14 protein-coding genes are annotated in these 20,861 nt (G+C 65.1%); 6 read left to right on the forward strand and 8 right to left on the reverse strand.

Features of this window, described 5'->3' with window-relative positions; genetic code table 11:
• The first annotated feature begins 336 nt into the window (after positions 1–336).
• Both ACFWSK_RS34995 and ACFWSK_RS35000 read left to right on the forward strand, forming a co-directional pair.
• Positions 337–1,392 (forward strand): PQQ-binding-like beta-propeller repeat protein, encoded by a 1,056-nt coding sequence (locus tag ACFWSK_RS34995; RefSeq protein WP_383795406.1) that lies wholly within the window; start codon positions 337–339, stop codon positions 1,390–1,392.
• A 110-nt stretch (positions 1,393–1,502) separates the two neighbouring features.
• Positions 1,503–2,120: a class I SAM-dependent methyltransferase gene (locus tag ACFWSK_RS35000; RefSeq protein WP_383795408.1), complete on the forward strand. Its 618-nt coding sequence runs from the start codon at positions 1,503–1,505 to the stop codon at positions 2,118–2,120.
• Positions 2,121–2,211: 91 nt separating this feature from the next.
• Here the strand turns inward: ACFWSK_RS35000 and ACFWSK_RS35005 are convergent, their stop codons facing one another.
• From ACFWSK_RS35005 to ACFWSK_RS35015, 3 genes are read right to left on the reverse strand one after another with little or no spacing between them, the layout of a single operon-like run.
• Positions 2,212–3,111, reverse strand: coding sequence for a phospholipase D-like domain-containing protein (locus tag ACFWSK_RS35005; RefSeq protein ID WP_383795411.1), 900 nt, complete (start codon positions 3,109–3,111; stop codon positions 2,212–2,214).
• Positions 3,108–4,979 carry an ATP-binding protein gene (locus ACFWSK_RS35010; protein WP_383795414.1) on the reverse strand — a complete coding sequence of 624 codons (1,872 nt, stop codon included), beginning with the start codon at positions 4,977–4,979 and terminating at the stop codon, positions 3,108–3,110. The genes ACFWSK_RS35005 and ACFWSK_RS35010 overlap by 4 nt, the downstream gene beginning before the upstream one ends.
• The gene (locus ACFWSK_RS35015; protein ID WP_383795416.1) at positions 4,976–6,550 is read right to left on the reverse strand and encodes a DEAD/DEAH box helicase; all 1,575 of its coding nucleotides are present in this window, start codon (positions 6,548–6,550) and stop codon (positions 4,976–4,978) included. The genes ACFWSK_RS35010 and ACFWSK_RS35015 overlap by 4 nt, the downstream gene beginning before the upstream one ends.
• Positions 6,551–7,234: 684 nt before the next feature.
• Here ACFWSK_RS35015 and ACFWSK_RS35020 point away from each other — a divergent pair.
• From ACFWSK_RS35020 to ACFWSK_RS35035, 4 genes are read left to right on the forward strand one after another with little or no spacing between them, the layout of a single operon-like run.
• Positions 7,235–8,446, forward strand: a complete 1,212-nt coding sequence (locus ACFWSK_RS35020; RefSeq protein ID WP_383795419.1) for a cysteine desulfurase family protein — start codon at positions 7,235–7,237, stop codon at positions 8,444–8,446.
• A 60-nt stretch (positions 8,447–8,506) separates the two neighbouring features.
• The gene (locus tag ACFWSK_RS35025) at positions 8,507–9,613 is read left to right on the forward strand and encodes a DUF4007 family protein (protein ID WP_362547782.1); all 1,107 of its coding nucleotides are present in this window, start codon (positions 8,507–8,509) and stop codon (positions 9,611–9,613) included.
• A gap of 2 nt (positions 9,614–9,615) precedes the next feature.
• On the forward strand, positions 9,616–13,218 hold the full coding sequence (locus ACFWSK_RS35030; RefSeq protein WP_383795421.1) for an ATP-binding protein: 3,603 nt from the start codon (positions 9,616–9,618) through the stop codon (positions 13,216–13,218).
• Positions 13,215–14,057 (forward strand): phosphoadenosine phosphosulfate reductase family protein, encoded by an 843-nt coding sequence (locus tag ACFWSK_RS35035; RefSeq protein ID WP_383795424.1) that lies wholly within the window; start codon positions 13,215–13,217, stop codon positions 14,055–14,057. The genes ACFWSK_RS35030 and ACFWSK_RS35035 overlap by 4 nt, the downstream gene beginning before the upstream one ends.
• Positions 14,058–14,704: 647 nt before the next feature.
• On the opposite strand, the gene ACFWSK_RS35040 is transcribed toward ACFWSK_RS35035, so the two are convergent.
• From ACFWSK_RS35040 to ACFWSK_RS35060, 5 genes are all read right to left on the reverse strand, one after another.
• Positions 14,705–15,985: an MFS transporter gene (locus ACFWSK_RS35040; RefSeq protein WP_383795427.1), complete on the reverse strand. Its 1,281-nt coding sequence runs from the start codon at positions 15,983–15,985 to the stop codon at positions 14,705–14,707.
• A complete protein-coding gene (locus ACFWSK_RS35045) occupies positions 15,982–16,590 on the reverse strand; it encodes an ArsR/SmtB family transcription factor (RefSeq protein WP_383795429.1) in 609 nt (202 codons plus the stop codon). Before ACFWSK_RS35045 ends, ACFWSK_RS35040 begins: the two co-directional genes overlap by 4 nt.
• A 48-nt stretch (positions 16,591–16,638) precedes the next feature.
• Positions 16,639–18,084 carry a hypothetical protein gene (locus tag ACFWSK_RS35050; RefSeq protein ID WP_383795432.1) on the reverse strand — a complete coding sequence of 482 codons (1,446 nt, stop codon included), beginning with the start codon at positions 18,082–18,084 and terminating at the stop codon, positions 16,639–16,641.
• A 311-nt stretch (positions 18,085–18,395) separates the two neighbouring features.
• Positions 18,396–18,728 (reverse strand): helix-turn-helix domain-containing protein, encoded by a 333-nt coding sequence (locus tag ACFWSK_RS35055; RefSeq protein WP_383795435.1) that lies wholly within the window; start codon positions 18,726–18,728, stop codon positions 18,396–18,398.
• Between the two features lie 17 nt (positions 18,729–18,745).
• Positions 18,746–19,819, reverse strand: coding sequence for a tyrosine-type recombinase/integrase (locus tag ACFWSK_RS35060; RefSeq protein ID WP_383795437.1), 1,074 nt, complete (start codon positions 19,817–19,819; stop codon positions 18,746–18,748).
• Positions 19,820–20,861 lie beyond the last annotated feature (1,042 nt).

The raw sequence follows: 20,861 nt of genomic DNA on the forward strand, positions 1-20,861 counted from the left end.
CCGGCACGATCCACGGCGACGCCCCCACACCCGGCTGAACGCTCAGCTCCCGTCATGGACACGGCCACCAGGCCCAACCACACCACCTCATTGTGGGGCTGCTGCTAGCCCCGGGCCGCCTCGTACTGGGGCCAAGTCGATCAGGTGCACCGCTTGCGCTTCCAGGGAGAACTTGCCGGTCTCCAGGGAGCCCAACCGTTATGGTCGTCGTGATCAAGAAGAGCACGAGAAGGGGGAGCGATGGGCAAGTCCGCGGAACCGTCCCACGCGACTTCCGGGAAGCCAAGCCGTCCGACGTTCGACCCACCCGTGCGCTTCGTCGGGCCTACGGTCGAATTGCCGAATGCCAGTCAGCCGAGTACGACGAGCGGGGGTGCGGCACGGCCCGCGGTCACGCTTGCCGATGGGGTTGCCTACATCACCGCCGAGGAGGGACTGGAGGCGCTCGACACCGAGACCGGTGAGCCGCGGTGGGACGTGACCACGAAGTACGCCGCTGAGAAAGGCGGATTCGGAAGTAACCGTGCCGCTCCCCTCGTCTCGGTTGACGGTAAGACCGTGTACGCCGCCTGGAACAGGGATGTGAAGGGCCAAGGGACAACGCCGGACCGAGCCGTGATCGAGGTGCTGGCCGTCGAGACGGCCACCGGCAAGACGGCATGGTCGGCCGAGATCGCGGCCGCTCCCAGCTCCCGCGGGCTCGCCGCCACATCCATCGGGGCCGACGAGATCCTCGCACCACAGGTCATCGGAGTCGACGCCGGCACAGCGCTCGTCACCGCGGCTGACACTACGTACGCCGTTGAACCCTCTGCGGGCACCGTCCGCTGGAAGAAGCCCGACTTCCGTGCAGTGACCTTGGCCGACGGCGTCGTTGCCGGCGGCGAGAAGACGGGGTTCGGTGCGGGCAAGCTGCTGGGCCTTGCCGCGGCCACGGGTGAACAACGATGGACCGTGGCGGAGGCGCGGCAGCCGGCCGCCGCCGCGCCCCGGCTGCTGAGCGCAACCCTCAAAGACAAGACGCTCGTCGTGGATGCCGTCAGCGGTGAGCAGCGCGTGGCGCTCGATGGCAGCGGCTGGCGGTGCCGCCACGACGCACAGTCCCTGGTCCTGTGCTCCAAGTCCGGGTACGGGACGGCAGACCGCGGGATCACAGTCTTCGACGCCGCTTCGGTTCAGAACCGGTGGGCCTTGCCCGACGGTTCCGGACGGAAGGTGCCGAAGGTCAACGGATTCTGGCACGGTGCCGTGTACGGGGAAGTGGGCGACGAGCCGATCGTCCTGGACGGCACGACGGGACAGGATCGACAGACGTCTGCCGGCGCGGCGCCATACGAGATCGATCGGTACGGCGGTGTAGTCGGATCCAAGTTTTATCGCGCCGCAGGCTGACACGAGCGGATCCTGGAAGCGTCACACGGCGTCACGGCAGCCAGTGACGCCTGAGGCACGCAGGTCAAAATTCGACCAGCGATGTCAACACCTCCGAAGCGGGGATTCAAATGCACGACGGTACTGAGAGGAGCGAAGCGAAGCTCCGCGCACCCTGCGGCGAGGCCAGCGTTCCGACCTCGCTGTACGAGCGGGTCACCTTCGATGAAGTACACCGTCAGGTGCTCCACCTACTTCCGGCAGAGCCGGTCAGGGTCTTGGACATCGGTGCCGGTACGGGCAGGGACGCAGCCGCCATGTCCCTCCTTGGGCACACGGTGGTCGCCGTCGAACCTGTCGAAGAACTACGGTCCCTAGGGCAGCGCCTCCACCCCGGTCACAATATCGACTGGGTGGATGACGCACTGCCCGAGCTAAGGAGCCTCGGTCGACAGAACGAGCGCTTTCAGCTGGTGATGCTGACAGCGGTGTGGATGTTCCTCAACGAGGATCAGCGCCACAATGCCCTGATCCGCATTGATGAGTTGCTGGAGGACGGCGGCCGGCTGGGGATGGCCCTTCGCGCCGGACCGGTACCAGCTGGCCGCGTCATGTACACCGTGTCCGCAGCTGAGACGGTTTCTCTGGTATCTGGCCGGGGACTCCGCCTAATCCACCAGAGCCAGCAGGCCGACGCCCTCGGGCGCGACGGCGTGGTCTGGAACAACCTGTTCTTCGAGAAGCCATAGGCTGCCTGCCAAAACGACAGCCGATGCGGCGCAGTGCCAGGACTTCCGGGCCAGCTGGCCGCTACCGCAACCAGCCACACCGGGTGAAGCATCAACCCAGCTCGCGACCACGGCGTAGTTCCCAGGACCCCACCTCGGTGTAGTACCTGTCGAAGTGTTGGAGCCAGGCTGCGATGTTCTCCGTTCTCCGGCGGGCCAGAGCGTCAGTCACACCCGAGTGCTGCGCAATGGCTGCCGCCAGCTCTACGTTGCTGAGACTCTCGCCCTCCTGCAGCTTCCGTAGTTCTGGTATGGCGTGCAACCGAGTCCGCACAGAAGCGTTGAACTGAGCCTCTTCCAGTCCGGCTGGAACGTTAAGCAGGGCGAGATCCCGCACGATGCCGGCCTCTACGGCGGACGCAAACGTTCCGCGCCCGCTGTAGAGGGCGAAGAGGTTCTCTGGTCGCCGAGTGGCCGGGTACCAAAGCGACGTCGCCTCCGCACCTTCCGTTTGCGGCGGACCGGTCTCGGCCTTGAGGAGTTCGGCCTGTTTACGGATGAGGGCTGCCTGTTGTGGTGTCGCCTCACTAGAGGCGGCTTCAACTTGGTCCAAGACTCGCTGGACCTCAGGGTGTGCCGCGGGGGCCTCGACCAGTAGCTCGAAGTTGCTGTTCGGGCCGCGACCAGTGGCCTTGCCCGTCAGGTTTGCGGAGCCGACCAGACAGCGGTCGTCAGCGAGGTAGATCTTGGCGTGCAGCGCAGGGCAGAGATCGACCTGGACGCGTTTGTCGCTCTCTGTCAGTTCCATGATCTCCGGGTCGGAGACCCCGGCGGCTACCTCCGCCGGGGTCCACCGTGTCACGCAGCGAATGCGCTCCACGGATGCGGGCACGGCTGCAACAGCCGCTTCGAAGATCGGCTTCTTGATGAACGGCGCGATCAGGGTCACGCTCCGCGAAGCGTGCTGCAGCAGCCCCTCGATCTGCCGCCAGACGTGGTCGTACTCCGTCACTCCCCGTCGTCCTCGCCGTCGATGAAGTCGCGGGCGTAGCGGCCCCAGTCCTGCCGCGCATCTGCGATCCTCTCGCGCTGCCGGTCGCTGGGGATCTCGTCCTCCATACGAGCCCATGAGAAGAGGAGGAGCTTGAAGGTATCGGCCGCCCGGTCAAGGCGGTGCCTCAGTTCATCCGGGGTGGCGTCTTCCGGCACCTCTTCGAGCACTGCCAGCAGGTGGGCGTGCAGCGGGTGCCTTTCGTTGAAGATCACCTGGAGCATGCCTGCCATGAGGTCCACGCTGAAGAACGCGTGCGAGTCCTGGTAGCTGGAGATCCAGCGCACGCGCCAGTCGTTCTCCAGGGCCTCATCGACCAGGGACTGCGCAGTGTCCTCATCGAGGTGGTGCCGCTGGGTCAGGGCATCGAACTGTTCCTGGCGCTTGTGTTCAGGAGTCGCGCCTTCCGCCAGGTCGTCGGTCTTACCCGTATGCCCGTCCTCGCTACGTCGCTTGACAGCGTCCGTGGCTTTGGCGTTGACGGCGTCGTCATGGCGCTTCTTCGTCTTGCGGTTACCAACAGTCTGCTGCCGCAGCTGCCGCCGAATCGCGGGGAGAAGTTTGGTCTCGAGGTAGAGGGCAAGGTCGATGAGCCGCAGACGAGGATCACCGAGGTCCGCGAGGCGATCCTTGAACGCCTTGAACGTCTCGTCTGCTTCCGCTTCAGACTTCCAGTCGAAGTGGGCGAGCGAGGAAAAGATCGTCGCAGTCTGCTTGTTGTTCGTGACACCAAACACGTCATCGAGAGCCGGAGGGAAGTCGATCTCGATACCCCACCAGCGCTCCACAGGGTCGTAACCGATGGCCCAGGAGGAGTCAAGGTCGAGTTCACGGCCATGTCGGATGAGCGAAATACCGATGTTGTGGCGGGCGTGCTTGCCCCAGAGCTGGGAGCCGCCGTCCTTCGTGGCCTTGGCGCTCTCCGGCCAGGGCTTGCCCTCGATATCGGGGCGGCGAGCCTCGGGGCGCGCGATGGAGGCACGCACCTTGACCACGTGCTGCTTGCCATCGACGACGATGGGGAAGTGCGCGACACCGGGCTGGTCTTCGGTGCCCATGTTGAAAGGTTCGAACATGGGCTGTTCATCGAACGGTTTCGGGGTGCTGGTCGATGCCATCAGGTACAGCGGGTCGTTGGGCGCGGCGTAGTACTCGCCGTCGATCACAGCGCCGTCGCGGACCGGAGCCATCCTGATGTCGACAGTGCCGGCATCGAGGTAGTACCGGTAGGCGCGTCCGATGATGTCCGACGTGTTGCGCAGTGTGGCCGCGGCACCGTGCCAGTTGACGCGGTCAAGGTTGGTCCACTTCACCAGGGTTCCAGTACTGCCCAGCCCTAGGCTGAGATTGCGCCAGTACTCGGGGAGCGGGTCGAACTCCGGGGCGGGGACGTCATCCCGACCCTTGTTGATCTCTTCGAGGTCAAGGTAGCTGTACATGGCGTTGCCAGGGCCATTGGTCCAGGACCACACTTCGATCTTGGTGCACTGGGACATGCTGGAGTTGGGCAGACCCATCCCGAAACGACCAATGCGCTTACGGTCGTCACCGCGGCCATCACCAAACTTCAGTGCCCGGCGCAGAGCTTCAGCGTCCATACCCGTGCCGTTGTCGAGCACGGCGATGGTCTCAACCCGATGGCTAGTACGAGCGGCCACCTGTACCGGGCTCTCACAGGCAAATACCTCTACAAGCTTGGCCTTGGCATCAATGCTGTTGTCGATGAGCTCGGCGAGCGCGTACGCCGTGTTCTTGTATCCGCTGTCGCGCATGGCCTTCACGGTCAGCGAAGGGCTGACGATCCGGTAGTTGTTGCCTTCGCTGGTCACGCGGTCTCCCATACATCTTCCCAGTTGATGAATGCCTCCGCCACGTCTCCGAATCCGGGAAGTACCGGGTCGACGACAGTGACGATCTCGCAGGTGGCGGTTCCGCCGGCCTTCGGGCCACGGATGACCCGCCCGACCATCTGGCTGTAGAGCACCAGGGACATGGTCGGGCGGGCAATGACTGCGGCGCTGGCCGCCGGCGCGTCAAAGCCCGTCGTCAGGACCCCGTAGTTGCACAGGATCATCGGGCGCGGTGCAGCGCTCTTGAAACGGGTGATGACCTGGTTGCGGTGTCGGGTCGAGGATTCACCCGTGACGAACTCGGCGTCGAGGCCCACGGCGGACAGCACCGCCGCAATGAGGCGGCAGTGGTCGACGGACGCCGCAAACACCAGGATTCTCCGGTGCTTTCGCTCCAGCAGATCCATGATGGTCTGAACGACCTTAAGGTTCCACTGCTCGTCCCGGGCAAGCTCGGCGATGATCCTGGCCGGGATGTCGAACGAGTTGGCCAGCAGGCGCTGGTCCTGTACCGACAGGTGCAGGCCGGCCTCGGACGCCACCGTCTTCATGGTCGGCGTGGAGAGATATCCCTGCTCGATCAAGGCTGTGACCGGGTTGCTGTAGCCCTCGATCTTCAGCATGACCTTCTGGCGCGAGAAGAAATCGGACAGTCGCTCATCCTGGGCAATGTCTGCCCAGGTACGTCCCGGTGTGGCCGTGAGTCCCAGCAGGCTCGCGTCCGGGCGGATGGTCAGTGCGTCCACGACCCGCTGGAAGGTGGGCGCGATGATCTGGTGCGCCTCGTCGAACACCGTCAGGCTGCTGCGGGCAGCGAGGAGCCGCAGAAACTCCGGCCTGCTCTTTGCTGCCGAGACCGCCTTCTCCAGACCGAGGATGACCACACCATCCGTTACACCTTCCAGGTCGGTCGGCGCATCAGCCCACATTCGGACCACGGATACCGGCCGGTCACCCAACTTGCCCCAGGCCCGCTCGAACTCAGCAGCTGCCTGCTCGAGGAGCTCCTGCCCATGAGCCAGCCACACCACGAGTGTCGGCTCATGCTGCCGCAGGTGATCGCAGATCAGGTTCATACCGGTGCGGGTCTTGCCGACCCCGGTGGGCAAATGGAGGACCACCCGCCGCGGGCCGTCGTACAACAGCTCCTTCACCCGGGCCGCCGCAGTGCGCTGATGCGGGAAAAGGGCGTACTCCGGCCCGCAGTCCTGACGGAACAGCGGCTGCACCGCCGGCGCCCGGTCGATAGTGAACCCGAGGAACTCCAGCAGCTCCCGACGCTGGTCGAGCGACCACTTCAGGGACTTGAGGTATACAAGCGGCTCGGTGCCGGCCTCCTCGGAGCCCAGCCGCTGCGCCAACTCCCGCTGCTTCACGGCGGACAGCAGCGCGAACAGCTCCTCCCGTTCCGCCGCATCGGCGACCAGCGCCTCGGCATCGATTGCCACGGACGCCACGGCGCGGAGTCGCTCATCTTCCGCCGCACCACCGTCGATGAGGTCCAACAAGGCGCACAGATCCTTGCCGAGCCGCTCGCGGATGTACGACATCGGAGCAGCGTCCAGGACCGCTTGAAAGGCCACGCCAGGCGACCACGTCGTCAAGGGGCCACCACCCCGTAGGCAGCCGTCGCTGTACGGCGCGACGTACGTACCTGACTAATCATCAACATGAAGTGCCCCCCACCTCAGTACAGCCGACGCCAAGCATCGCTCCAGCGATGAGTAGCTCCAGCGCAACAGCGTGCGATCACCCTAAACCCGCCCACTGGCAATCGGGTTCACGTCCCGCATATCAGCAGATCAGCAGACCTCTTTCGGGCATCCACCTAATCGAAATCACGCCACGAAGACGCTTGACCGTTTACGTCAGGCCCGGCCCACCTAGAGAATAGGAATTATGTTCGATACCGTGCGCCGCTAACCCTGTCAGCCCCCCACCCAGATGACTGGCAGAATTCGACTCCTGGTGAAAGCCGAAGGCCTGCGCCCCGTATTCACCAGGAGTGCTAGTCAGACGGAGATCGCACGGGCAGCCGGCCTCGTCACGGGCCGGGCACGAGCGCGGAGACTAGGCCGGATCGGTTCGCGGGAGCGACCCGAGGAGGGCGCGCGGTGACACCGAGCCGCAGGCGGCCGGTCGTGGCGAGCCTGTCCCGGTTGTCTCAGGTGTTCGTTAGGATCTCAGTGCACTCCTGGTGGAAGATGAGAGCCGACCGAGGAGGGCCGCCAGGAGTGACCGGAGCACACAGCAGCAAATGGGGGCAGAACATGGCAGGTGACCTGCGAGACGCAGATGTGGTCTACCTCGACTACAACGCCACCGCGCCCCTGCGACCCGAGGCCCTTGAAGCGGCCTTCGACGCACTGCAAAGCGTCGGCAACGCCTCTAGCATGCACCACCCCGGCCGCGAGGCCGCGGCCCGCGTCGATGCGGCCCGCCGAGACCTCGCCGACCTGCTTAATTGTGCTCCCGGCGAGATCATCTTCACATCCGGGGCCACCGAGGCGAACAACCTGGCCCTACGGACCGCCTATGCGCGCGGGGGCTTGCTGGTGACCACCGCCGCCGAGCATCTGGCCGTGATCGAAACCGCCCGCGCCATCACGGCGGAGCACCCCGGCTCCCTCCTCGTCCTGCCCGTCGACAGGGACGGCGTCGTTGATCTTGAGCCTCTGGAGGCAGCGCTTCGCGATGGCCCCGTGGCTCTCGTCTCTCTGATGATCGCGAACAACGAGACCGGAGTGCTGACGGACCTGGCCCCTGTCTGCAAGGCAGCTCACGAGGCTGGCACCCTGGTCCATACCGACGCCACGCAATACGTCGGGCGCCTCCCCCTGAATCTCCGCGAGCTCGATGTCGACCTACTGTCCCTCTCCGCCCACAAGTTCGGCGGACCGCAAGGCATTGGGGCCCTCTTCGTCCGTCGAGGGACGCCGCTGCCGCACCGCCCACTGCTCGTGGGCGGCGGGCACGAGCGGGGATGGCGGGCCGGCACGCTGAATGTGGCCGGAATCACAGGCCTGGGAGCAGCCGCGCGAGCTGCTCAACAGCAGCTTGCACATGAAGCAGAAAGAATCGCTGCACTGCGTGACGCTCTCGAAGCGGGGCTGACCGCCGAGGTCGCCGACTGCCGCATCAATGGAGCTCGGACCCCTCGCCTCCCTGGGGTCACCAGCATCACCTTCCCTGGCCTGCCGGCAGACGCTGTCCTTGCGGCAATGCCGCACGTGGCCGCATCCGACGGGAGCGCGTGCTCATCAGGAGCCCCGAGCCCAAGCCATGTGCTTCTCGCCATGGGGCACAGCCGCGACGACGCAGACTCCACGGTGCGTTTCTCTCTCGGCTACGCCACCACCGAACGCGATATCGAACGGGCCGCCACTGCGGCCGTGAACGCCGTACGGCACGTCCGGTCAGTTATGGCCGCGACGACTGAGCCCTAGCCGGCGTTATCCCCTCATAGACGTCTCCCTCTCGTTCTTCTTCACTGAAAGGCCCCTCGCATGTCAGACAGCCGGCTTCCTGAAGCCGTGGAACTCTCCTTCGGGCGCCACGAGACGTTTGCCCCGCGTTTCGGCTGGCTGCACAAGGCGTACATGCAGGTCAAACACGACAGCGAGATCTTCCATCGCGAGGACGCCCCGGTCCTGCTCGGTGTCGGCAAGAACATGGTCTATTCCATGCGTCACTGGTCGAAAGCATTCAAACTCACCCAAGAGCACCCTCACGAAGACCCCTCATACCGCGCCCTCGTCGCGTCCCCGACGTGGCGGGCCCGATGGCTGCTCGACGAGGAGGGAGCCGACCCCTACCTCGAGGACACGGGCAGCCTGTGGCTGCTGCACTGGTGGCTGCTGTCGAGCGGCTCTGAGGCGAAGTGCTGGGTGCCTAGCTGGTATGTGATCTTCAACCTGGCGCCTCGCTCCCGGGTCACCTCTGCGGAGATGACCAGCGTCATCACGCGCCACGTCCACGAGAACTTCGAGGAAAAGGACTGGCCCGCAGGAGAGTCCATCTCGCGCGATGTCGAATGCATGATCAAGATGTATGCGCTGGATCAGGAGTTCAACCCGCTGTCCCCTGGAAGCTTCGAAGACCTCCTCATGTCACCGTTCCGTGAACTTGGCCTGCTGGAAGGCCAGGGCAAGGGCAGGGAGCGCACCTGGCGCTTCACCAACGGGGCGCGCTCGAATCTGCCGGCACCTGTGCTGGCCTATGCCTGCCTGGACTTCGCCGCGCGATTCTCGACGAACGCCGGCTCGGTCTCCCTGGCCCGACTCGCCCAGGACCCGGGATCTCCGGGCCGGGCCTTCCGCATGCGGGAGCCGGAGCTGACTAAGGCCATCGAGTCTCTGGTGAGTGACCACCCGGACCTGCAGATCATCGAGGCACTCGGCCAGCGCAGCCTCGCCTTCTCCAAGGCTCCGCTGGCGCTCGCGTGGGACATCCTCGACGCTCACTACGGACGCGTCCGGGAGCGCGAGGGATTCCCCACCCCGCAGGAATGGACCAAGAAGTACCCCGGACTTGACGGCAACGCTCCCAAGCGAGCGCGCAAGAAGCAGCCCCAGCAGGTCGAGGCGCTGGACCTGATCGAGGAGAACGCGTAACCATGGCGACGAAGACCATCCAGCGTCCTCAGCCGGCCGCTGCTCAGCTCCCCGCTGGCATCACCCTGGTCGGTTCTGAGCTGCGGTCGACCAATCTTGAACGTGACGTCCAGGAGAAGCACCTCAACGACCCCTACGTAGGGGTCCGCACGCTCGACGTCCTTGATCGTGTCACCAATGCCGTGGCCGATCCCCGCCGAACCCGTGCCTGGTCGTTTACCGGTCCGTACGGCTCCGGTAAGTCCACCCTCTCGAACCTTTTCGACGCCTTCCTCGGCCACGACGAAACCCGCCGTGCCGAGGCTGAGGCTGCGGTGAGGGCTACCAAGCCCGGGCAGGCCACCCGGCTGGCCCGTGTACGTGACGAACTCAGCGACGGGGCTGGCTTCCTTGGCGCCGTCGCCACCGCTCGACGCGAACCTCTCGCTGCCACCGTGCACCGCGCTCTGCAGACTGCAGTCGAGCGCAAATGGAAGAAGCGGGTTCCCAAGGAGATCGCCCAGGCTCTGGCGGTATGTGCTGAGCGCGAGGTGCCGAGCCAAGAAAGCCTCGTCAACGCCGTCACGATCTTGTGTGAACGGCACCCACTTCTGTTGATCATCGATGAGTTCGGCAAGACGCTCGAGTACCTCGCCGCCAAGGGCGACTCGGGCAGTGCCGAGAGCGACGTGTTTCTGCTGCAGGAGCTTGCCGAAAAGGGTGCCGGCCCCTCGGGTATGCGTCTGTTCATGTTCACGCTGCAGCATCTGGCGTTCACGGACTACGCAGCGCGTTCCAGCGCCATCCAGACCCAGGAGTGGGCCAAGGTCCAGGGTCGCTTCGAAGACATCACGTTTACTCCGAACCTCGGTGACGCCGTCCATCTGATGCGCCGGCGCCTCGACCTGACGGGCGTCGCAGAACCGGGCCTGGAACTCATCCGCAAGCAGGCCGACGCCGCGGCACACGCCTGGGGTCACCACGCCTTGAGCGCAGTCGTGGACATCTCTGCGGAGACGTTCGCCGGTCTCTACCCGCTTCACCCGCTCACCGCTGTTGCCGCACCGCTGCTCGCCTCCCAGATCGGCCAGCACGACCGCAGCCTCACTGGCTTCCTGGCCAGCGACGAACCCAACACGGTCCGCCGCACGTTGGACACCCTGTCATCTGACACCCCTGAGCGAGCTTGCACGGTTCGCCTGCCGCAGCTGTACGACTACTTCTTCGCGTCCGGCCGTACCACCATCCTTGCTTCGGCGAACGCCAGCCGCTGGCTCGAGGTCGACAACCGTCTTAACGAGGCACACGGATTGCCTGCCGAGGACCAGGATGTCCTGAAGGCGATCGGCATCCTCAACCTCATCGATGCCGATGGCCTGTTGCGGGCCACTCCGCCCATGATTCAGTTCTCGTTGAATGACCCGGCTGACGCGCCCGACCCTGAGCGGTTTACGGCCCTTCAGAAGCAGCTGAGCAAACTCGTCGATGATGGCTTCATCGTGCACCGCTCCTACAGCGATGAGTACCGCGTCTGGCAGGGCACTGACGTCGACATCGACGCGCGGGTTCGTGAGGTGGCCACCCGCATCGCCCCTGCAGACGTGATGGGCTATTTCGGCAAGCACCTAGGGACTGTGCTGCCTGCGGCCGTCGTGGCCGGCGGACACAGCCAGCGCACCGGCATGTTGCGCTATTTCTCGACCGCGGTCAGCCACAAGAGCGAGAAGCTCACGGGGCCACAGGTCGTCCAGGACGCTGCCGACGGTCTGATCGTCTATCACCTCGGGCCTCTAGAGACCCGTCCCGTGGTGCAGTCGCCGCTGCCGGTGCTGATCGGTACGACCAAGAGCCCGGAAGCCGTTCTGCAGGCAGGCATCGACCTCGTCGCCCTCGAAGAGCTCCTCGACGATGACACCATTGACCACGTTGCCATCCGCGAGATCGAGGAACGCGCCACGTACCTCTCGCAGACCATCGGCGCGCTGCTGGACGAGGCGTTCAACCCCCTGAGCCCGCAATCCAGCTGGTACCTGTGGCACAAGGGAACCGAAGTACTAGGCGACGAAAGCGAACCCATCGAGGCCCGCAGCTACGCCAACCTGGCCTCCCAGGCATGCGACCGGGTCTACCCGAACACCCCGCACATCCGCAACGAGATGGTTGGGCGCCACCAGCTCACGAGCAACGGCGCCCGCGCCCGCCGCGAGCTACTCACTTCCATGCTGCAGCGCTCGGGCAACCCCCTGCTCGGATACGACAAGACGAAGTACACCCCCGAGCGGGCCATGTACCACGGCGTTCTGGAGTACCTGGGGCTGCACCGGGCGGCCGGCGAAACGGACGCAGGCACCGACACCACCAGCATCCTCACCCACGGCCTGTCGCGCCCCAACCTCGAGAAGAACCCCAGCATCACCAAAGCCTGGGAAGCCCTCGAGGAAGCACTGACCAGCGCGAAGCAGGCTACGCCGATCGTCGACATCTACCAGCAGCTCATGGCGCCGCCCTACGGCGTCAAGGCCGGCGTCGTCCCAATCCTCGTGGTCACCGCACTCATCCTGCGGGCACAGGACATTGCCCTGTTCGAGGACGGCAACTACTGCCAGCGGCTGACCCCGGAGATCGTCGAGAGGCTCAACGTCCCCTATCCGGACCGCTTCACGGTCAAGGCCGCACCGACCGGTCGCGGACAGCGCCTCCTCGTCGTCAACAGCCTGGCCAAGGCACTCGACGTGGACACCCCTCGCTCCCGAGCTGCGCGTAACCCCGCACTGCTCGGCGTGACACGGGCCATGCTCGAGCGCGTCATGGTGCTGGAGCCCTACGCCCAGAAGACACGCCGGCTGAGCACTGAGGCACTCGCGATCCGCGACGTCCTCTCCCAGGCCACCGACCCCGACGAACTGGTCTTCACCTCCCTGCCCGCGGCGTTGGGCTTCGAGCCGATCGGGGCCACCACTGCCCGGGATGAAGAGACCGCCCAGGCATACGTCGCGAGCCTGACCACAGCGCTCGACGATCTCACCGGCGCCGGCGCCGCGCTGCGCCAGGAGGTCGTGGCCACGATCGGACGCGAGTTCCGTCTCTCCGCCGAACTCACCAGCCTCCGCTCCGGTTTGACCGAACGACTGCGGGGCTTCGCCAATGCCCCCCTCGAAATCAACCTGCAGGGCTTCGTCTCCCGGGTCCTCAACGAGAGCCTGCCGGACGAGGACTGGCTCGACCCGATCATCATCCGCCTGGCTAACAGGGCACTCGGAGACTGGAGTGACAAGGACGTCACCTCCTTCCCCCAACTGGTCAAGGAAGTGGCCCGCGCACTCGACCGCGTCAGCCACCTCTACGAAGCCCACACGCGGACCGACTCCGCTGAGGAAGAGACCGAGTCCCGGCAGATCGACACCCACCTGCTGACGCTCACCACCCCCCAGGGAACAGAAGAACGCACCCTGATCCACGTGCCCAAGCAGTCCCGTCAGGTGGCCGACGAACTCGTTGTCAGTGTCATCAGGCAGGCTGAGGAAGCACTGGGCCCCGACGGCGCACGCATCCTGCTCGCCGCCCTGGCCGAGCGCCTGGCCGCACAGAACACCGCCGCGGCCCCCCAGACGAAGGAGACGCTGTGACCGACACCGACGCCGACAGCTCCAGCGGGAAGAAGCGCCACGTCCTCGGCTTGTCCGGAGGCAAGGACTCCTCCGCTCTCGCAATCCACATGGGCGACCGCGTGCCGGAGATGGAGTACTTCTTCTGCGACACCGGCGCCGAGCTGCCAGAGACCTACGAATACCTCAACCGCCTCGAAGCGGCCGTCGGCAAGCCAATCGTGCGTCTCAACGCGACCCGCGACTTCGACCACTGGCTCGAGGTCTACCAGGGCACACTTCCCAGCCCACAAATGCGCTGGTGCACCAAGAACCTGAAGCTCAAGCCCCTCGAAGAGTGGGTCGGCGACGACGAGGTGATCTCGTACGTGGCGATCCGCGCAGACGAGAACCGTCTCGGCTACGTCAGCACCAAGCCGAACATCAGCGCCGTCTTCCCGTTCCGCGAGGACGGGATCGACCGTGCCGGCGTCGACCGCATTCTCGACGAAGCTGGTATCGGCCTGCCCGCCTACTACGAGTGGCGCACGCGGTCCGGGTGCTACTTCTGCTTCTTCCAGCGCAAGCACGAATGGGTCGGTCTCAAGGACCGTCACCCTGAGCTGTTCGAGAAGGCCATAGCGTACGAGGAGAAGGTCAACTACCGGCGTACCGCGATGGAGGGGCGGGAGTACACCTGGTCTCAGGGCGAGTCCCTGCACGAGCTGATCGAGCGCCGCGATGAGATCGAGGCCAAGCACCAGGCGGCACTCGACCGCGCCGCCAAGCGTGTGAAGCCGAACCGCCCGCTGCTCGAGATCCTCGCCGACGCCCACGACGAGGATGACGACGAGGCCGGCTGCGCCGTGTGTCATCTGTAAACCGCTGACACGTTGAGGGGCCTTGTTATCTCCGGTATCTGCCGGAGATAACAAGGCCCCTTTTTTCGACTCACCTCGTATACCGAGGTCTTTAACGGAACCTGCGCCCTGAATGGCCTGCCGCTACCCTGCGTAAACACGGGAGAGCCAACCATGCGACGACATCTCACACAAGGCACTCCGAGGACTTCGATGCGTCGCGCTGCCGTTGATGCGGCCTGTACAGCAAACCAACGCGCCGCTACTTTCACGCTTACTTAATTCACCCTTTCGGAACTTGCCACACATTCTCGCCCTACCGGACATCGATCTCGGCGGAATCCAATCGCATTAGATAGTCGTTGACTTCTCACCCATAGGTGGGGTTGGTTGCGTGCGAACCAAGGACCACAGAGGGGGCGGATTTTGACCGAATCGACGATTAATGAAGCACAAGAATCGCAGAGAACACTGAGAGTCATCTCGTACGGAGGCGGCGTGCAGTCCACAGCCCTCCGTCCACTGCGAGTTCACGATTCCCGAAGTGCCCCTCGTGGCAAACTCGCGCCTTTAGGCGGTTTCGGCTGCACGTGCGGCTCGGGTTCGAGGAGAGCGAAGATCCGCACCGTACCGGCAGCGGTGCCGTGTGTCCGTCGGCGAGCGCAGGATCAACTAGCTGCATCCGCGGTTTTGTCCGGTGCCAGGGAGTGGATGCGAGGTATCGGTGAGGGCAGTAGCCAGAGCATCGACAGGACTCCGCCAACGGCGGCGATGAGGAGAGTGGCCCTCAGCCCGATGGCGGTGGCCAGGATGCCGCCGACGATGGCACCGATGGGGCGTATCCCGTAATTGATCGTGCTGTACGCGCCGGCCACGCGACTGCGCAGGCCGTCGGGGATCACAGTGGTCTGAAGGGCGTTGAGGTTAACGTCGAACAGCATGACACCGAAGCCGGACAGAAACTGGGACGCGGCCAAAGCCCCGGCGCGGAGCCAGAACGGACCGTCCGCAATGGAAGCGATGGCGATCGGCGCGGGGAAGAGCACCGCGCCCACGACGATGCTGCGCCCCACGCCGAACCGTCGCGAGATTCCCGGAGCGACCAGGGCACCAAGGAGGGAACCTGTCGCACCGACGCCGAACGCAATACCGATGACTCCTGCGGATAGTCCGAGGTTCCGGCTGGCGAACAGCACGATCAGCCCACTGCCCGCGATGAAGGTGAAGAAGTTGACGGTCGCCGCGCATCCGAGACTGGCCCGCAGCACTGGGTGACGGACGACGAGAGCCAGTCCCTCCCTGGCGCGGCGCAAAAGTGGAGGTGCCGTGGTGTCGGCCTCTACAGCCGGTTCGTCGACCGAGACACGGCCGATGAGGACCGCCGATGCCAGGAAGGTCAGGGCATCAACGACGAGGGTTACGGGAGCGGTGAAGACCTGGATCAGAGCGCCGCCGATGGCCGGGCCGGCGACATACGATGCGGATCGGCTGGCACTGAGTTTGCTGTTCGCGTCCACGTAGGACGCGCGGGGCACGAGGCCCACGAAGAACGGCGGATAGGCGGTGTTGAACAGCACTCCCGCAGCGCCCGTGAGCAACGCAACTGCGTACAGCTGGCCGAGAGTCACTGCTCCTAACAAGTAGGCAGCCGGGATGCTGAGCAGTACTGCGGCGCGCACCAGGTCGGCGAGGATCATCAGGCGGCGTTTGCGGGCCTGCTGGTCGACCCAGGCCCCCAGGAGGATTGCGAGTAGGTTCGGGGTCCAGATGAGTGCGGTCAGCCACGCCACCTGGTTGGCCGTGGCGTTCAGGGCGCTGACAGCGATCAGGGGCAGGGCCAGTTCGGTGATCCGGTCGCCGAACTGTGAGACGGCGTTACCGGCCCAAAAGCGGCGGAACCGTTGATCGCGCCACAGGGATATCGCAGCGGTCTGGCTCGGGCCGTTCACGGCGTCTGCCCGGTCTGTTCCTCGGCGCCTTCCGGCAGGACATAGCGCATCAGCTGGACGCCCCGGCCATCGGTCGGCCGCTCGGCCGGATCGCGAGTGACATACGGCGCAAGGATGCGCTCGATCCCGTCCTCAATGGCGGCCAGTTCCTCAGCAGAAACGACGAGGCGGGTGTTGGCCAGCCCTGCCAGCCTCTGCCACGCCGGCTCGAGTTCGGGCTCCACCTCTGCTGCCCACCGGCTCGGCAAGTCCGCATAGCGCAGGAACATCTGCTGCGACAGCACCCGCGCGGCCGACCGGCCCTCCTCATCAGCTAGATCCTGCGGCGTCTCGAACCGGAAGCCGCGTGCCACTGCCTCCCACCTCCTTTGGCGGCGGTCCGAGCCAGGCTCGCTGTCGCGGACCAGTCCAAAGCTGGCCAAGTGCCGCAGATGCCAGCTGGTCACCGACGGCGTCGCTCCCACGTCGGGGGCGAGCTGCGTCGCGGTGGCAGGCCCGTGCCGCTGCAAGCGGTCAAGGATTGCCAGCCGCACCGGATGCGCCAACGCCCGCATCGCTTGCGGGTCACTGATCTCGATATCGCCGAGGCGATTACTGGAGTCCATGACGTGAGAGCCTCCTCTCATAATATGTGAGAGTCAACTCTCATATCGTCAGGGGAAGTCCGGATCCGTCTGCAAGCGGGGTCCGTCCATGAGGGCTCGGGCGGCTTCCGCGTAGCGGATGGCCGTCAGTTCCGACAAACCGAAGATCGCGGCAAGGCGCCGGGGATCACCGCCGCCCGCGAGTGCTTCCTCCAGCTGCCGGTCGATCCGGAGCTGCTCGAGAGAGGCCGCTCGGCCTGCGAATTGCAGGTGGCACCAGTAGTCGCTAACGGGGCCTTGTCCATGACCGGTGACGCTGGTCAGGAGGAGATGCCGGTTGGCCGTGTAGGGCCACCGCTTCTGCCGGTGCAGGAGGTAGGTGTGCAGGACTCGGTGGGTGAGGGCGTCCAGGGGGCGCCGGTGACCTCCGATGGTGATCGTGCGGCCCCCGAGGTCGAGGTCTTCGAGGGTTAGGGCCTTGATCGCGGGGCGGCGAGCGGCATGAACGACGGTCAGAGCAAGGAGAACTTGCTGTTCGGGGGTGGTGGCGGCGATGACGGCGTCGGTGTAGCAGTTGTCCGACAATGGCAGGATCGGTGGCCGTGGGTGGCTGCCGGCCTTGATCCCGCTCGTCGGGTTCTGAAAAACGATCTTCTCTCGGCGGAGGTGCCCGAAGAGGGACCGCAGGCTGATGTGTAGTTGCTTGCGCTTCCAGCCGTCGTGGGCATCCAGAGCGGTCTGGACATCGGTGCGCGTCACTTCGCGCAGGTGACGGTAGCGGGCTGACCAGGTCAGGAGGGTGGAATGTGCGGCGGCCAGCATGCCCCAGCTGCTGCTGCGACTCCGGGGCAGACGACGGGGACCGCCGCGATGGACCGCGCCCAGCCAGCGGCGGACATCTTCGCCGATCTCGGGGGCAAAGAATTCTGTGCGGCGAACCAGCCACACCTCGAAGGTGTCTGGGCGGTCGTCGTTCAGCAGCCCAATCTCCTGGAGGACTTCACTGACACGGATCACACTGATCTTCCGATCCGCATACAGCGGAACCAGTTCGGTGTAGCGGACCTTCTCGCCCTCCTCGTGACCGGAGAGGCAGGTGATGAGCCCGCGCCGGGTCAGCCGGAGGACCTCCTCACTCCATCCGTAGAGCTCGGCTCGCCGCTCGGAGACCCGCAGGGCGGACAAGAGCCGAGGGTTCGCGAAGTCGGCGTGATCGCCCTTACGGAAGCGCCGGAAGTCCCGTTCCCCCTCGAATAAGCGCAGTTGTTCCCAGCCGACCCTCCGTGGCGAGGCAGTTGCGGGCTCGGATTCGCGAGCGCGGTAGCGCCACTGCGGATTCTGCAGCTGGGTGGTGCGCTTGAGGCCACCAACCTCCAGCTGGTGGCCGGTTCGGCGAATCTCGGTGAAGTAGGGGCGAGGATCCATCCGGACGCGGCCCTCGGCGAGTGACGACTGTTCGAGGATCCGGCCCTGGACCCAGCAAGCCCGGCAGTAGCCGTCCCGGGTGTGGAACACGACAGCGCAGCCGCGACAGGTGCCCTGGGGGTGGCGGTAGCTCCATCCGGTGCAGCCGCTGCAGGTCCGTCGTCCTCCGACGTGCCAGGCATGGCAATGTGTACAGCCCTTGGGGCGTCGCCGTCGCAAGGGGTTGCAGTACTCGCACAGGCCAGCAGTGAAAAAGCGACCGCGGAAGACGGACTTGTGGCACTCACGGCAGGTGGCGTGCCGGTCGGTCGGGTGCAGGCACCACCAGCACTTCGTCTGCTCCAGGTCGCACGGGCACTCTCCATCGCACTGCTCGCAGGGCGGAAACGGCTGGTGCCGGCTCACAACGGCGGCAGAGATCGTCCGTCGCGGCGGCGCGGTACCGGAGCGGAGGGCGGGTGTGTCGCTCCAACGGCTTCGGCGGTCGGCACGGACGGCTCCGCAGTCGGGAGGGCTGTGACCGGTTCGGGGATGAGGAGCTCCTCAATGCCGCAGCCGAGCACGGCGATGATGACGTCCAGGTCCGCGAGTTTGATGCTGGCAGGCTCGCCCGACCAGAGACCCGACATCTTTCCCGCGCTGATCACCAGTCCGTGCTCGGCAAGTCTCCGCTGCAGCTCGCTGGCCTTCCAGATGCCCCGGTTCGCGGCAGCCAGCCGCAGGTTCCACTTCACCGCTTCGCCCTCCCTACTCAGGTCGCAAGTCCGCTCAGGCGTGCAGCGGCCCGCTGCTGCCCGGCCTGCCACGCCTCTTCAACGAAGCCACGGTGGACGTGGACGTATCGGAGCGTCGTCACCAGCCACTCATGTCCCAATAGTTCCTGGATCGCCATCAAATCCATCCCGTTCAGGTACAGATCGGAGGCGCAGAAATGCCGAAGAACATGCGGGGTCATCCTCCCGTCCCAGTCGGGCAGGTGCCGTTGCGCGGCTTCGGCCAGCCCAAGCCGGAGCGCGTGATCACCCACCCGCAGGCTCGTCCCGTCGGTGGCCCGCCGTTCCGAGGGAAACAAGGGTGCGCCCGGCCGGGTGTGGTCGGCAGGGAAGTGCCCCCAGACCTCTTCGACGTACCAGCGAAGAAGGTCTGCCGCCCCGTTGATCAGCGGGACCATGCGCTCGCGTGGGCCACTGCGACGTGCTCCCTTCCCGAAGCGGACGTGAAGCTTGCCAAAGCGCCCGAGCTCCCACCGGGCATCTGCAAGGTCGAGCATCCGCACTTCGTTGATGCGTAGGCCGACTTGGCCCATCAGCCTGGACGCCACGTAGTTCCGCGCCGCTGGCGCGAACTTCCGGCACGCTGCCAGATCCTCGCGCCACCCGGTGAACAACTGCTGCAACTCGCGCTGCTCGGGTGGGATCCGCAGTCCCATACGGGACTGATGCCGCGGAGTGTTCATCTCATCCAGCGGGCACTCGGCCACCCACCCGGTCAGCCGATATAGCTGGGGCTTCATGCGTAGCTCGATGAAGCGGAAATACGTCGCCAGTGAGAACGACCGGAGATAGCGCGTACTCGCGCTGAGTCCCCGCAGCGCGTGACCGAAGTACCGGTCGGCGTCCGCCGGCTCCATCTCCCACAAGGGCCGTCCGAACCAGGACCGCATCAGGCCAAGGTCTCCCACCTCCCGCCTGATCGATCCGTCACTGACTCCCGATGCCGCTCGCGCGAGGACGAAGCCGGAGAGGACATCGGTCTCAAAGTCCTCGACCGTCTGAAGATCCGGATCGAAGGGGCGCCGAATCTCGCGAACCGCCGTCAGCGCCATGTCCTCACTACCCAAGTTCAGTCGATTTAGAAGAACTTCAGGATTACCGAAGGGACATCAGAACCGATGCGAAACCGTCAAGTTGCCCTCAAACGAGTGACGAAGGGGCGTCGCCCGACGTCACAGGCCGCGTACATCCGACGCGGTCGGACAGGGCACCAGCGAACCCGCAGGGAAACCTGTCTCGTTCTCTCAGCTGCCGGTCGTATTGACTTCCCCACCTTCTTGTTCTCGAACATCGGCGATGACAGCGAGAACCCAGCGCCGCTGCAATATATTCGACACGTCGCAGTGCCGTTTGCGCGCAGCAGCATGGGCTGACCCTTGTGAGCCTGGAGAAGATTCGACGCGGTGGGCGCACGGAGACTCTCTGGCAGCGCCTACAGAAGCTCTATCCCCATCCCTGTCCGGATGGCCAATGGAGCCCTCGGTCGACGTAATTGCAGGGCCGACTTCAAGATCAAAGTGGTTTCCAAGTGGCTCAGGGAACAGGGAGCAACAGCGGATAGACCCACCACTGTGGGTATCGGAATATCCGTCGACGTGATCCACCGCGCCAACAGGAGGAGGTCGGAACCGAACGAAGAAGTTTCCTACCCTCTACTGGATCTCGGACTGCAGCGTGAAGACTGCGTACGCTTGATCACCGAGGCTGGGCTTCCAGTCCCTCCCAAGAGCTCGTGCTACTTTTGCCCATTCCATACCGTCGGTGAATGGCACGAACAGCGCAGAACTGAACCCGACCTATTCGCCAAGTCCGAGGAGCTGGAAGCGTTCATCAACACCGCGCAGCTCTGGATCGAGATGACGTCTACCTCACGCGATACGGAATCCCGCTGGGTATCGCCTTACAGAATGCACAGACCGGAGATCCTGGAGACGGGGACTGCGAACTCTGGCTGGTGCATGACCTAAGACTCGCGAATCAGAACAGAGGTGGGGTTCCATTACTGAGGCTGAACTCGTGATGTCGTGAGGGGTGACGGCTGGCCGGTGGCTGCGGTATCACCGGAGTCATGCGGTATCCACAAGGTGGCGGGCT

Source organism: Streptomyces sp. NPDC058620 (genome assembly GCF_042717135.1).
In the GTDB taxonomy this organism is placed as follows: Bacteria; Actinomycetota; Actinomycetes; order Streptomycetales; family Streptomycetaceae; genus Streptomyces.